Source organism: Synechococcus sp. H55.8, assembly GCF_047462375.1.
Lineage (GTDB): Bacteria > Cyanobacteriota > Cyanobacteriia > Thermostichales > Thermostichaceae > Thermostichus.
In genome coordinates this window covers 45,360-58,572 of record NZ_JANSJC010000003.1, presented here as the reverse complement: position 1 = coordinate 58,572, position 13,213 = coordinate 45,360, and the positions used below count along the sequence as shown (strand labels likewise).

Below are 13,213 nucleotides of genomic sequence, written 5' to 3'. Positions count from 1 at the left end.
GAGCAAACTCAAAACTTCAGTCAGGCAACCAACTTCTGCACCGCCTCCAGCCGCCCCAAAGCCCAGCCCCGCCGCTGCAGCAGCGCAAAAGAGGCCATCAAATCCGGCCCCTGCAGATCCCCTGTCAGGGCGGCCCGCAAGCTTTTCATCAGCAAGCCCTTTTTCATGCCCTGACTTTTGGTTACTTGCTCCACCAGCGGCTTCAGGCTGTCTGCGGCAACGGGCTGGGGCAACTCGGCAGCGGCCAACGTGGCCGCCGTGGCCGCCATGGCTTCCGCCACCCCCGGCAGGCGCAACTGTTCCAAAGCTGGCAAGGTATAGCTAAGGGGCTCTTGAAACAAAAAGCGGCTGAGGGGAGGGGCCTCGGTCAGGCGGTCGATGCCCTCGGCAACGAGGCGAGCCACATCCTCCAGCCAACCGGGATCCGGCACGGATCCCAGGTCAAACCCCGCCGCCTGCCAAAAGGGCGTCAGCCGCTCCACCAATTCTGCCGGCGAGAGCTGCTTGATGTACTGGCTGTTGATCCAGTTGAGCTTGTCCCAATCGAAGCGAGCAGCGGCCCGGTTGACCCGGTCGAAGTCAAACTGTGTAGCTGCCTTTTCCAACAAGAAAAGCTCTTCCCCATCTGGGGGCGACCAACTGAGCAAAGCCAAGTAGTTTTTGAGGGCCTCCGGCAAAAAGCCCATTTGCTGAAACTCGGTTACCGAGGTCGCCCCATCCCGCTTGGAGAGCTTCTTCCCTTCTGGGTTGAGGATGAGGGGGGAATGGGCAAATTGCGGCGGTTCATGCCCCAGAGCGCGGTAGAGCAAGATCTGTTTGGGTGTGTTGCCGATGTGGTCTTCGCCGCGGATGACGTGGGTAATGCCCATGTCGATGTCGTCCACCACCACCGCCAAGTTGTAGAGAGGATAGCCATCCGCCCGCGCGATCACCATATCCCCCCCCAAGTCCTGGGTGTTCCAGGTGATGGGGCCGCGGATGAGATCCACCCAGGACACCTCCAGGGGCTCCTCGATCTTGAAGCGGATCACCGGCTGCCGGCCCTCGGCTTCGTAGTCGCGGCGCTGTTCCTCGGTGAGAAAGCGGTGGCGGTTGTCGTAGCGAGGGGCTTTGCCGGCGGCCTTTTGGGCGGCGCGCATTGCTTCCAGCTCCGCCTCGCTGACGTAGCAGCGGTAGGCCAGCCCCCGTTCCAAAAGCTGCTGCACCACCGCTTGGTAGCGGGCGATGCGGTTGGATTGGTAGATGGGCCCTTCGTCCCAGTCCAGCCCCAGCCAGGCCAGCCCCGCCAAAATGTTGCGGGTGTAGCGGGGGGAAGAGCGCTCGCGGTCGGTGTCTTCAATGCGCAGGATGAACTGGCCGCCGTGGCGGCGGGCATACAGCCAGTTAAACACTGCCGTCCGGGCGGTGCCGATGTGCAAATTTCCAGTTGGACTGGGGGCAAGGCGAACGCGAACACTCACAGGCTTATGGATCCCAAGCAGAGCATCTTGATCCTAGTCGGCGGCGGGATCCCTTGTCATGTTGGGGGCTGCAAGTGGTTGCCAATTGAGGCATGTCGAGTAGAATCCGCCTTAGCTGCCGGTCAACAGGTAGGCTCCCCGGGGGTAAAAGTTGGTGGGCAACGCCCAAATCTCGCTTTTTTTCCGGTGTTGAGGAACAAGCTGTAGCGTAGGAGGAATCACGGCACATGCGTCTGGCCTTAGCCATTGTTCTGGGTTGTCTAGCTGCTGGGATCCCGGTTGGATCCGCTTTTGCCCAAATCGCCTATCCTTCCTACCCAGTGGGGGATGCCCTGGATGAGATCCTGCTAGATAGGGGCAAAGATGTGGATCCAGTGATTTTCCCTGAAGAGGTGGTGCGCTCCCAGGCCCGGCGAACCACCGCCTTCTTCACCACTTTGCTCAACCAGCGCGCCAACATCCCACCCCTGCGCTCGCTGGATCTGCCCAGCCCCTACCAGGCCTCGGTTCGTACCCAGGCCGGCTACTATCGCGTCACCCAGACAGAGCCTGTTTTGGATTCTGAAATCTTGCGCTAGAGATATCCAGGGTTCGCTCCAGCAGCAGTTCGCTCTTGTGGCCGAAAAGTTGGGTCTGGAGCCCCGTTCTGCCCCTACGCGGAGGCAAGCCGGTGGGGCGGCTTTTGGCTTGCATAGCGGCGAGAGCACCGAAAAACCCAAACGGCTGTCTAGGGGCTGTTTGCGCAGTGTTGCCCGGCAACAGCGGCTCCGCCGGGACGGGGAATATGTCAAAATTCGGCAAGAACCCTCGAGTGGTCGCGATGATCCCACCGGATGGATCCCCTCTTTCTTCGGTTTCTGCCTGGCATAGCCTCCCCCTTGCCGCCGCCATCCAGAAGTTGCACACCGATCCCGATCGTGGCCTCACCGCTCAGCAAGTGATCCAGAGGCAGCGGGAATTCGGCCCCAACGAGCTGATCTCCACCTCTGGCCGCAGCGCCTGGCAGCTCTTTCTCGACCAATTCCGCAACGTTATGCTGCTGATGCTGATCGCCGTGGCGGCGATCTCAGCGACTCTGGACTTGCAGGAAGGCGAGTTCCCCAAAGATGCTCTGGCCATTCTGTTGATCGTCGGCCTCAATGGTCTGCTGGGCTACTTGCAAGAAAGCCGGGCGGAAAAAGCGCTGGCGGCCCTAAAAAAGCTGGCCTCCCCCAGCGTGCGGGTGCAGCGGGACGGGCTGTGGCAGGAGATCCCCGCCAGCCAGTTGGTGCCAGGGGATCGGGTGCTGCTGGAAGCGGGGGTGCAGATCCCAGCCGATGGGCGCTTGGCGGAAGCGGTGAACCTACAGGTGCGAGAGGCGGCCCTGACCGGAGAGGCGGTACCGGTCACCAAGCAGGCTGATTGTGTCCTCCCCGAAGACACAGAGCTGGGCGAGCGGCGCAACATGGCCTTCATGGGCACCGAGGTGCTGCAGGGGCGAGGGATCCTCTTGGTTACTGCCACCGGCATGAACACGGAGCTGGGCAAGGTGGCCAGGCTGCTGCAGACGGTAGAAAACGAGCCCACTCCCCTGCAGCGGCGCATGAGCCAGTTGGGCAATGTGCTGGTGTCGGGATCCCTGGCCTTGGTGGCGCTGGTGGTGATCGTGGGGCTGCTCCAGGCCGGGAGCATGGCGCCTTTCACCGCGCTGCTGGAAACTTCCCTCAGCATGGCCGTGGCGGTGGTGCCGGAGGGGCTGCCGGCTGTAATCACGGTTACCTTGGCCATCGGCACCCAGCGCATGGTGCGCCGCAACGCCTTGATCCGCCGCCTGCCGGCCGTAGAGACCCTGGGATCCGTCACCACCATCTGCTCCGACAAGACCGGCACCCTCACCGAAAACAAAATGGTGGTCACCGACATCCTCACCCCCGAGCGCCACTACCAGGTCAGCGGCAGCGGTTACATTCCCAAGGGATCCTTCTACTGCGGCGGCCAGCCCATCGATCCCCAGAGTGCCCCCGATTTGCAGGCCTTTCTCAGGGCGGTGGTCTTCTGCAACGATGCCCTGTTGCAAGCCAATCTCTCAGCCCAGCGCGGCGCTGCCCCCACCTGGTCGATCCTGGGGGATCCCACCGAGGCCGCCCTGCTGGTGGCTGCCGCCAAGGCCAACCTGCAGAAAGCCTCTTTGCAAGAGCAGCACCCGCGGGTGCAGGAGATCCCTTTTAGCTCGGAACGCAAGCGCATGAGCGTGGTGGTGCAAGAGGAGGGCAGCTACCGCGTCTACGTTAAGGGATCCGCCGAGCTGGTGCTGGAGCAGTGCACCTATATCCAGAAAAGCGGAACTTGGCAGATGCTCTCAGAAGCCGATCGCCAGGCCATTTTGGGCGCCAACAACCGCCTCGCCGGCCAGGGCATCCGGGTTTTGGGGGTGGCCACTCAGCAGTTGCAGCGGATCCCGGAGAACCTGGAGGAGATCGAGCGCAACCTGGTGTGGCTGGGCCTAGTGGGCATGTACGATCCCCCTCGGCCCGAAGCGCGGGAAGCGGTAGCCCGCTGCCAGCAGGCCGGGATCCGCACCCTGATGATTACCGGCGATCACCAACTCACCGCCATCGCTATTGCCCGCGAGCTGGGCATCCTCGACTCCGAGAACCAGGCCATTGATGGGCGCACCCTCTCCCGGCTGAGCTTTGAGGAGCTGATGGAGACGGTGCAGAGGGTCAACGTCTACGCCCGCGTGGCTCCCGAACACAAGCTGCGCATCGTGCAGGCCCTGCAAAAGCAAAACCAGTTTGTGGCCATGACCGGCGATGGCGTCAACGACGCCCCTGCCCTGCGCCAAGCGGATATCGGCATTGCCATGGGCATCACCGGCACCGATGTCAGCAAAGAGGCCAGCGACATGGTGCTGCTGGACGACAACTTTGCCACCATCGTGGCGGCCATTGAAGAAGGGCGGGTGGTCTACAGCAACATCCGCCGCTTCGTGAAATACATCCTGGGTAGCAACATCGGCGAGGTGTTGACCGTGGCTGCTGCACCCCTTCTGGGCCTAGAGGACGTGCCGCTGACGCCCCTACAGATCCTGTGGATGAACTTGGTAACCGACGGCTTGCCTGCTCTGGCTTTGGCAATGGAGCCGGCGGAGCCAGGGGTGATGCAGCGTCCCCCCTTCAACCCCAAAGAAAGCATCTTTGCCCAAGGGCTCGGCGCCTACATGGTGCGCATTGGCGTCGTCTTTGGCTTGGCGACGATCCTCATGATGGGGATTGTGGAAGCCTACATCGTTCACTGGCGCACGATGGTCTTCACCACCCTGTGTATTGCCCAGATGGGCCATGCGCTGGCGGTTCGCTCCAACGACAAGCTGACCATCGAGCTCAACCCCTTTTCCAACCCCTACCTGCTGGGGGCGGTGCTGACCACTTTGCTGCTGCAGTTGGCCCTGCTCTATGTGCCCTTCCTGCGCGACTTTTTCGGGACAGAAGAACTGACCCTCACTGAGCTGCTCATTTGCGTCGGCTTTAGCACAGTAGTGATGGTCTGGGTAGATCTGGAAAAACTCTACTGCCGCTGGCGCCCCCGTTAAGGCTAGCTTCCATGGTTTCCTCCTTTGCCAAAAGCTTTTTCCCAGGGCAGGGTAGGGCAGCTTTTTTCCGCAACTTAACTGAGCGATTCTGCGGAAGCCAGAAGATAAGCTGGAAGCAGCCGCCACCAGAAAAGAGCTGGGGATAGAGATAATGCTGCCGGGCTGGGCCAGCTTTATGCTTGGGGGGATTGTTTTGGTTCTCGGAGCGCTTCTAGGGCTTGGCTGGCTCCGGCGGCGGATCCCTCTCTTCAAGAGAGTTTTCAAGCTCATTTTCAAGGGATCGCTGCCAACTTCCAGCCCAGAGGCCCGTTTCCGCGCAGCGCTGGAAGCCAGCTTAGATGCCATCTATCTCTTGGAGGCGGTGCGGGATCCTTTTACCGGCGAGATTGCGGATTTTGTCTTTGTGGATGTCAACGCCAAGGGGGAGGAGCTGATTTCCCGCCGCCGGGAGGAGATCCTCGGCCAAAGGCTGTGCGAGCTGTTGCCCATCAACCGCACGGCTGGCTTTTTTGAAAAATACAAGCGGGTGGTGGAAACCCGCATCCCCCTGGAAGAGGAGTTTCCCATCTCCGGCCAGCCAGGCTTGCAGGCCAGTTGGATCCACCACCAGGTGGTGCCGGTGGGGGACGGGATCCTCATCACCAGCCGCAACATCACAGAGCAGGTCGATCGGGAGCAGGCACTGCGGGAAAGCGAGTCCCGCTACCGCGCCCTCTACGAGGCAATCCCGGATATGGTTTTGGAGATCGCTGCCGACGGTCGCATCCTCGACTGCAAGCCGCCCCGCTACTTCGCCACTCTGCGCCCCCCCGAGGACTACATTGGCCGTCGGCTCCAGGAGATTTTGCCTGCTGCGTTGAGGGAGCAATGCGAGGTTCTGGGAAGGCGGGCTCTGGCCAACCAGAGCGTCGAATACCTGGAGTACGAGATCGAGCTGCCAGGCGGGGTGCGGCAGTATCGCAGGGCCTGTATCGTTGCCCACGGCAGCGAGAAGCTCTACGTCTTGGTGCGGGACATCACAGAGCGCAAGCAGGCCGAGCTGGAGCTCAAAGCTGCCGAGGAAAGGCAAAGAGCTATTTTGGCGGCCATCCCGGATCTCATCTTTCACCTCGATAGCCAGGGCGTTTGCCTGGGAGTGAGCTGTGGGGGGGAGGTGCGGCCCTACGGCTTGCCAGAAACTTACCTGGGGCGCTCACCCCACGAACTCCTGCCCCCAGACCTGGCGGAGCGGCGGCTTGCCTATATTCGCCAAGCCCTGGCCACCCAAACCCTGCAGCGCTACGAGCAAAGCCTGGAAATCGATGGCGAGGTGCGCCACGAGGAGGTGCGCATTGCCCCTCTGAATGCGCAGGAAGTGGTGCTCATCATTCGCGACATCACGGAGCGGGTGCAGGCACAGCAAGCCCTGCAAGAGAGCGAGCAGAAGTTCCGCGCCCTGTTTGAAAATGCTGCCGTGGCCATCCTCATTCGCCATGCCGAAACGGGCGAGATCTTGGAGGCTAATCCGCGCGCCCTTGCCGCCTATGGATTTTCTAGCCTGGAGGAGCTGCGGGCCTTCGACGTTTTGGAGCAGTCCCCCTATCGCCAGGCCCTGCAGGGAAGGGGGTTCTCGCTGCAGCCTCACCTGGAGCAGGCCCGCCAGCAGGGATCTGCCCGCTTTGAGTGGCACTGGCAACGGCGGGATGGCCGGGAGTTTTGGGAAGACGTCTTCGTCCAGCCGCTGGTGCTGCGCGGGATCCCTTGCTGGGTGTTTACCGCCGTCGATATCACCGCCCGCAAGCAGGCCGAAGCAGAGCTGGAGCAATTCTTCTCGGTAGCTTTGGACTTGCTCTGCATTGCCGACGAGCAGGGGTATTTTCGCCGCCTCAACCCTGCTTGGGAGACTGTTCTGGGCCGTTCCCTCGAGGAGCTGCAGCAGCACCCCTTTTGGGAATGGGTGCACCCGGAAGATCTGCTGGCCACGCAGAAGGCGATGCAAAAGCTGCTGCAAGAAGGACGCCTGGATGGCTTAGTCAACCGCTACCGCACCCAAGACGGCAGCTACCGCTTTATCGAATGGCGCGCCTCTCTGGCGGGATCCCTGGCCTACGCCGCCGGGCGGGACATCACCCTGGCCAAGCAGACGGAAGAGCAGATGAAGGCGGCTATGGAAGCTGCCGAGGCGGCCAACCGCGCCAAGAGCGAATTCTTGGCCACCATGAGCCACGAGATCCGCACGCCCATCAACGCCATCATGGGCATGGCCAGCCTGTTGCTGGATACCCCCCTGGATCCGCAGCAGCGGGATTGGGTGCAGACCATCCGCTACGGCAGCGAGGTGCTGCTCAGCCTCATCAACGACATTTTGGATTTCTCCAAGATCGAGTCTCAGAAATTGGAGCTGGAGGAAACGCCCTTTTCCCTGCCCCAGCTCATGGAGGAGCTCTTGGATCTCATGGCCGCCCAAGCCCAGAGCAAAGATCTGGAGCTGGTGGCCTGGGTGGATCCCAGCTTGCCAGCCAGCCTGGTGGGGGATCCCAACCGCCTGCGCCAGATCCTGGCCAATCTCCTCAGCAACGCCATCAAGTTCACCCCGCAGGGAGAAGTGGTGGTAAGCGTCGAGGCCCAGGAGCAGTGGGTGAGCTTCCAGGTGCAAGACACCGGCATCGGCATCCCGCCGGAAAAGCAGGATCGCCTCTTCAAGCCTTTCAGCCAGGTGGACAGCTCCATCAGCCGCCGCTACGGCGGCACGGGCTTGGGCTTGGCCATCAGCCAGCGCCTCTGTCAACTGATGGGCGGAGAGATCTGGGTGCAAAGCCAGCCGGGCCAGGGATCCACCTTTGGTTTCCGTGTCCCGCTGCGTGTTCCGGATCCGGCCCTCTTGGCAGCCCCAGCCCTCGATGCTGCTCTAGCCGGCAAGCGGGTTTTGTTGGTGGAAGACAACGCCAGCCAACGGCAGCTCCTGGCTCGCCTGCTCCAGGCCTGGGGGATGCAGGTAACGGCCTGCAGCTCTGCAGCAGAAGCCCAAGCTCTGGCCAAGGCCCAGACTTTTGAGCTGGCCCTGGTGGATACCAGCCTGCCTGATGGCGATGGACTGGCCCTGGCCAAGGCTCTGCAGCAGGAGCAGCCCCCCCTGAGGCCTTTGCTGCTGGTGGCCCGCAGCGCGGCTTTGGCAAGTTCTGGCTCTTTTCCTGCCCTGAGCAAGCCGGTCAAGGCCTCGCAACTGCGGGCTCTGCTTTGCCAGGAAAAAGTGCCTGCCGCTACTTCCCCCTTGGAGCCCCCGCTGCCTTTGGCCAGCCGCTGCCCGTTGCACATCTTGGTAGCCGAGGACAACCCCGTCAACCAAAAAGTCATCCGCCTAATGCTGGAGCGGCTGGGCTATCAGCCGGACATCGTGGCCAACGGCCTGGAAGCTCTGCAGGCGCTGCAACTGCGCGCCTACGACCTGGTCTTGATGGATCTGCACATGCCGGAGCTGGACGGCCTGGCCGCCACCCGCCGCATCCGCAGCGAACTTCCCCCAGATCGCCAGCCACGCATCCTTGCCCTCACCGCCGATGCTTTCCTGGAAAGCCGTGCTGCTGCCGAGGCCGCCGGCGTCGACGGCTACCTGACCAAGCCCCTGCAGCCGGCTGTGCTGGAGCGCGCTTTGCAGGAAATCTCTTCTTCTTGCACGGAAGAAAAACCGGAGCCAGCCTTGGATCCCGACACCCTGGCCAGCCTACGCAGCATGCTGGGATCCCCCGAAGACTGGCAGGAGATGGTGCAAACCTACCAGCAAGACAGCCAGGCCCTGCTGGGATCCCTGCGCCAGGCTCTGGAGCGGCAAGATGCCCAAACCGTGGCCCAACTGGCCCACCGCTTCAAGGGCAGCAGCAGCACCCTGGGGGCCAAGTCGCTAGCTCAGATGTGTCAGGAGCTGGAGAACCTCTCTCGCCACCCCTCTCCCGCTTTTGTAAACTGGGATACCCTGAAGCAGGCCTTGCAACGGTTGGAAGCCGAGTACCAGCGAGTTACCCTGGAGTTATCGGCTGCCGCGTCTGGGCCTTCTCCTGTTGCCAGTACCCATGCAGAAGCTTAATGCCAAGCCTATGTCAGATTGGCGGGGAGGGAGCTTCTCTGGAGCCGAGGAAAAGCCGCTGCTGCTGATTGCCGACGATGATCCCAGCCAGCGACTTTTGGCTCGCTATGCCCTGGAGCGGGAAGGCTACCAAGTTGTAGAAGCGGACAGCGGCTTGGCTTGTCTAGAAGTCGTAAGCCGCCATCAGCCGGACATGGTGCTCCTGGATGCGGTGATGCCGGATCTGGATGGGTTTGAGTGCTGCCGCCGCCTCCACGCCCAAAACCCCGACATGCCAATTTTAATCGTCACCGCTTTAGAAGACGAAGCCTTTGTCAGTGAGGCCTTTGCCGCCGGTGCCAGCGACTACATCCCCAAGCCCATCCACTGGTCGGTTTTGAAGCGGCGGCTGCGCCACTTGCTGCAAGCCAACCAGGCCCAGCGCCGTCTGCAGCAGCTTAACCAGGAACTGGAAGCCAAGGTGCAGGAGCGCACCGCCCAACTGGCCTGCCAGGTGGCAGATCTGGAGCAGCTCAACCGCCTCAAAGACCACTTTCTGGCCACGGTCTCCCACGAGCTGCGCACGCCTTTGACCAAGATCAAGCTAGCCCTGGAACTCCTGGGCCGCACCCCCCTCAACGAGAAGCAGCGGCAATACCGGGACATTGCCCTGCAGGAGTGCGAGGCCGAAATCCAGCTCATCAACCGCCTATTGGATCTGCAGGGCCTGGAAGGGAAAGACCTGGGCTCTGCCGTTGCAGCTATTGACCTGCCCCACCTCTGGCACAGCTTGATCGAGTCGGCGCAGCAATGCACCCAGGCCCGCTCCCTCACGCTGCAGGTGGGGGATCTGCCCCCCTCCCCCTGGCGGTTTTACAGCCATCCGCAGCTCCTGACCCAGATCCTCAAAGAACTGCTGGACAATGCCTGCAAGTTTACCCAGCCAGGTGGCACGATCCGTCTAGAGGTTCAGCCAATCCCTGAAGGGGTTGAGTTTAAGATCGGCAACAGCGCTCAGATCGAGCCGGAACATCTGCCCCGCCTCTTCGAGCGCTTCTACCGCGTGCCCACTGCGGATCCCTGGGCCCAGCCAGGTAGCGGCCTGGGGTTGGCTTTGGTGAAGCAGTGGGTGGAGCATCTCAAGGGCCACGTTCGAGTCAGCAGCGAGGACGGGTGGACGTGTTTTGTACTCCGCCTACCCAGCCTAGAGTCGTCCGGCAGGATGTGATCAATGGCCGACGGCAGCGGCAGTTTCGGCGGTGGCAAAGGAAGTGCCGCAGCCACAGCTAGCCACCGCGTTGGGGTTCTTGAATTTGAAACCGCCCCCCAACAGATCCTCGGAAAAGTCGACGGTAAGGCCCTGGATCAAAGTCATGCTCAAGGGATCCACTGCCACCCGAATATCGCCAAAGTCAAAGGTATGGTCGTCAGGGTTGGCCTGGGGCTCGAAGTTCATCACGTAAGAGAGGCCAGAGCAGCCGCTGGGCTTGACCCCCAGCCGCAGGATGGGCTGGGATCCCTCCTTCTCGTACTTGCTGCGCAGGCGTTTTAGCTCTTGGATGGCGCTCTCGGTCAAGGTGATCATGGCGGGAAAGCTGACACTTACTTTTCATCCTAACAAGGGTTTTGGGCCGCCTTTTCCCTGCGCGCGGCAGGAACAGTTGATAAGCTAGGGATCCCATTCCTTCAACTTTACCGTTCTGCCCTTGTGACGGATCCCAACGCCATTCGTGTTACCTTCTTGGGCACCAGCTCCGGCATGCCCACCCGCCAGCGCAATGTCTCTGGCGTGGCGGTGCAGTTTCCGCAGCGGTCGGAATGGTGGCTGTTTGATTGTGGCGAGGGCACCCAACACCAACTGTTGCGGCTGGACGAGCTGCGCCCCAGCCAGTTGCGCCGCATTTTCATCACCCACATGCACGGGGATCACATCTACGGCCTGCCGGGGCTGTTGGCCTCCTGTGGCCTGGGCAGTACCCCCCAACACATCGACATCTACGGCCCCCCCGGCCTGGAAGAGTACCTGAAGGCGGTGCTGCGCTACAGCGAGACGCGGATCCCCTATTCCTTCCGGGTTCACACCGTAGAAACAGGTCTCATTCTTCAGGATCCAGAATATTGGGTTTTTTGCGCGCCCCTGGATCACCGGGTGCCCGCCTTCGGCTACCGCGTGGTGGAACAGGATCGGCCAGGCACTTTCGACGTGGCCAAGGCTCAGGCCGACGGGATCCCGCCCGGCCCCCTCTACGGCCAGCTCAAGGCCGGGCAATCCATCTTCTGGCAGGGCCGCCACTTCCACGGGCGAGATTATGTGGGGGATCCCATCCCAGGGCGCAAGCTCTCCTACTGCACCGACACCATCTTCTGCCGCAACGCCGTCGATCTCTCCCGTGCTGCTGACCTGGTCATCCACGAGGCCACCTACGCCGAAGCGGATCGCGAACTGGCCCAGCGCGCCAAGCACTCCACTGCCGCCATGGCCGCGCGGGTGGCCGCCGAAGCCAAGGCCCAGACCCTCATCCTCACCCACTTCAGTCCCCGCTACACCCCCGAAGCTCCCATCACCCTAGAAGACTTGCTGGCGGAAGCTCAAGCGATTTTTCCCAACACAATCCTGGCCCGGGATCGGATGACCTACGCGATCCCGCGCCGCAGCCCTGCTCCCCTGCCGGTGGGGGTCTAGACCCGCCTTGCTAGCTAGAATGATAGGACTGACAGCCTCAACCTGCGATGACGGATCCCAGACCCTATCCTGAACGGCCTCCATTTCCAGAGCGGCCCAAAACCGAGCAACTGGATCAAAACGCCAGCGAGTGGCAAGCTTTCAGCGCCTTGCCCCCGGCAACCTCCCTGCCTCCTGTACAAGCAGAGCGACCGGCTTCCCAAGCAGCCAGCTCGCCCCAGGCCGAGGAAAACCTGCCCAAACTGGCCCCCTGGGGCAAACGGATCGGGGCCTTTGCCCTGGATTTTGGGCTGGGGCTGGGGGTCTCCTACCTGGCGCAGGGCTTGGCTTCTCTGGTGGGAGCCGATGCGGGCGCCGTGGACATGACCGGCTACATCGCCTTCTTCGCCACCTGGCTGGTGAACCGCGGCTACTTCCAATCCCGCCCCGCTGGCCAAAGCCTTGGCAAATGGCTGCTGAACCTCAAAACCTTGGATCCCGAAACCGAGGCACCGCCCCACCTGGTTCGCTCCCTGGCCCGCGAGGGGGTGCTCTCCCTGTTTGTGCTCACGGAAGCCCTGCTGGTGCCCCTGGCTGCCGATGGGCTGTTTGCCCTCTTCGACAAGGAAAAACGCCAGAGCATCCACGACCGGGCCGGGCGCACCCTGGTGGTGGAATCGGAGCAGGGCTACCACCTGGATGAAAAAGCCCTGCGGTTGCTGCAGGACATCCTGGAGGGGGACGCCGCCGAGGACGTCAAGTCCGCCGCTCGCGAGCTGTTGCGCCAAGCCCAACGCAATGAGGCAGTGCGCGATCTTTCCCAGCAGATGCAGCGCCTGAGCAAGGACGTGGATCGGAACACCCGCAGCCTAAGACAACAAACCGGCAAGCAAGTCAAAAACTGGGTTGATTCCGTCAAAGAAAAGTTGGATAATTGGTGATCGCGCTTACGAGGTGAACCCATCTCCAGCCTCAACCCCTGGGGTTGGGGGTTCCCAAGTGCTTTTACTTCCTCCACCTTGGGATCCGTCATGGCCAAAGCAAAGGGTGCTCGCATCATCATTACCCTGGAGTGTACGGAGTGCCGCACCAACGTCAATAAGCGTTCTCCAGGGGTGAACCGCTACACCACCACCAAAAATCGCCGTAACACCACGGCCCGCTTGGAGCTGAAGAAATTCTGCCCCAAGTGCAACCGCCACACCGTCCATAAAGAGATCAAGTAGTTCAAGCCGCTTTACCGTTCCCCTGACCTATGGTTTACGCTCGTCGCCGCCTGTCTCCCATCAAGCCGGGAGAGCCGATCAAATACACCGATGTTGAGCTGCTCAAGAAATTTGTAACCGAGCGAGGCAAGATCCTGCCCCGCCGCATCACCGGCCTGACCGCCAAGCAGCAGCGGGAGCTGTCCGCCGCCATCAAACGGGCGCGCATCATGGGCCTACTTTACTTTGTCAATAAAGAAGGATAAGTTGCTGGTT

General features: G+C 61.8%; 10 protein-coding genes. 8 read left to right on the top strand and 2 right to left on the bottom strand.

Annotation, left to right across the window (positions count from 1 at the left end; translation table 11 throughout):
* Window positions 1-20 precede the first annotated feature (20 nt).
* Window positions 21-1,460, bottom strand: coding sequence for a glutamate--tRNA ligase (gene gltX / locus NW862_RS02150; protein WP_414333424.1), 1,440 nt, complete (start codon window positions 1,458-1,460; stop codon window positions 21-23).
* A 227-nt stretch (window positions 1,461-1,687) separates the two neighbouring features.
* Between gltX and NW862_RS02145 the strand changes: the two genes are divergently transcribed.
* From NW862_RS02145 to NW862_RS02130, 4 genes are all read left to right on the top strand, one after another.
* On the top strand, window positions 1,688-2,038 hold the full coding sequence (locus tag NW862_RS02145) for a hypothetical protein (protein WP_414333422.1): 351 nt from the start codon (window positions 1,688-1,690) through the stop codon (window positions 2,036-2,038).
* A gap of 242 nt (window positions 2,039-2,280) precedes the next feature.
* Window positions 2,281-5,031: a cation-translocating P-type ATPase gene (locus NW862_RS02140; protein WP_414426888.1), complete on the top strand. Its 2,751-nt coding sequence runs from the start codon at window positions 2,281-2,283 to the stop codon at window positions 5,029-5,031.
* A 151-nt stretch (window positions 5,032-5,182) separates the two neighbouring features.
* On the top strand, window positions 5,183-9,091 hold the full coding sequence (locus NW862_RS02135; RefSeq protein WP_414426872.1) for a PAS domain S-box protein: 3,909 nt from the start codon (window positions 5,183-5,185) through the stop codon (window positions 9,089-9,091).
* Window positions 9,092-9,101: 10 nt separating this feature from the next.
* Window positions 9,102-10,298 (top strand): response regulator, encoded by a 1,197-nt coding sequence (locus tag NW862_RS02130; RefSeq protein ID WP_414426871.1) that lies wholly within the window; start codon window positions 9,102-9,104, stop codon window positions 10,296-10,298.
* Here the strand turns inward: NW862_RS02130 and NW862_RS02125 are convergent, their stop codons facing one another.
* A complete protein-coding gene (locus tag NW862_RS02125) occupies window positions 10,299-10,655 on the bottom strand; it encodes a HesB/IscA family protein (RefSeq protein ID WP_414333417.1) in 357 nt (118 codons plus the stop codon). It lies immediately after the preceding gene.
* 141 nt (window positions 10,656-10,796) lie between these two features.
* Between NW862_RS02125 and rnz the strand changes: the two genes are divergently transcribed.
* The 4 genes from rnz to rpsR all read left to right on the top strand — a co-directional run bounded on the left by rnz (window position 10,797) and on the right by rpsR (window position 13,203).
* Window positions 10,797-11,753: a ribonuclease Z gene (rnz, locus tag NW862_RS02120; RefSeq protein WP_414348666.1), complete on the top strand. Its 957-nt coding sequence runs from the start codon at window positions 10,797-10,799 to the stop codon at window positions 11,751-11,753.
* A gap of 47 nt (window positions 11,754-11,800) precedes the next feature.
* Window positions 11,801-12,673, top strand: coding sequence for an RDD family protein (locus NW862_RS02115; protein ID WP_414333415.1), 873 nt, complete (start codon window positions 11,801-11,803; stop codon window positions 12,671-12,673).
* 90 nt (window positions 12,674-12,763) lie between these two features.
* Window positions 12,764-12,958, top strand: coding sequence for a 50S ribosomal protein L33 (gene rpmG, locus NW862_RS02110; RefSeq protein ID WP_011430486.1), 195 nt, complete (start codon window positions 12,764-12,766; stop codon window positions 12,956-12,958).
* Between the two features lie 29 nt (window positions 12,959-12,987).
* On the top strand, window positions 12,988-13,203 hold the full coding sequence (rpsR, locus tag NW862_RS02105; protein WP_414333413.1) for a 30S ribosomal protein S18: 216 nt from the start codon (window positions 12,988-12,990) through the stop codon (window positions 13,201-13,203).
* Window positions 13,204-13,213 lie beyond the last annotated feature (10 nt).

What these genes read in the sequence shown, in the direction of transcription:
- NW862_RS02115 (WP_414333415.1), top strand. Translation starts at nt 11,801, where the DNA reads ATGACGGATCCCAGACCCTATCCTGAACGGCCTCCATTTCCAGAGCGG.
- NW862_RS02130 (WP_414426871.1), top strand. Translation starts at nt 9,102, where the DNA reads ATGTCAGATTGGCGGGGAGGGAGCTTCTCTGGAGCCGAGGAAAAGCCG.
- NW862_RS02145 (WP_414333422.1), top strand. Translation starts at nt 1,688, where the DNA reads ATGCGTCTGGCCTTAGCCATTGTTCTGGGTTGTCTAGCTGCTGGGATC.
- rpmG (WP_011430486.1), top strand. Translation starts at nt 12,764, where the DNA reads ATGGCCAAAGCAAAGGGTGCTCGCATCATCATTACCCTGGAGTGTACG.
- rpsR (WP_414333413.1), top strand. Translation starts at nt 12,988, where the DNA reads ATGGTTTACGCTCGTCGCCGCCTGTCTCCCATCAAGCCGGGAGAGCCG.
- NW862_RS02125 (WP_414333417.1), bottom strand. Translation starts at nt 10,655, where the DNA reads ATGATCACCTTGACCGAGAGCGCCATCCAAGAGCTAAAACGCCTGCGC.
- NW862_RS02135 (WP_414426872.1), top strand. Translation starts at nt 5,183, where the DNA reads ATGCTGCCGGGCTGGGCCAGCTTTATGCTTGGGGGGATTGTTTTGGTT.
- NW862_RS02140 (WP_414426888.1), top strand. Translation starts at nt 2,281, where the DNA reads ATGATCCCACCGGATGGATCCCCTCTTTCTTCGGTTTCTGCCTGGCAT.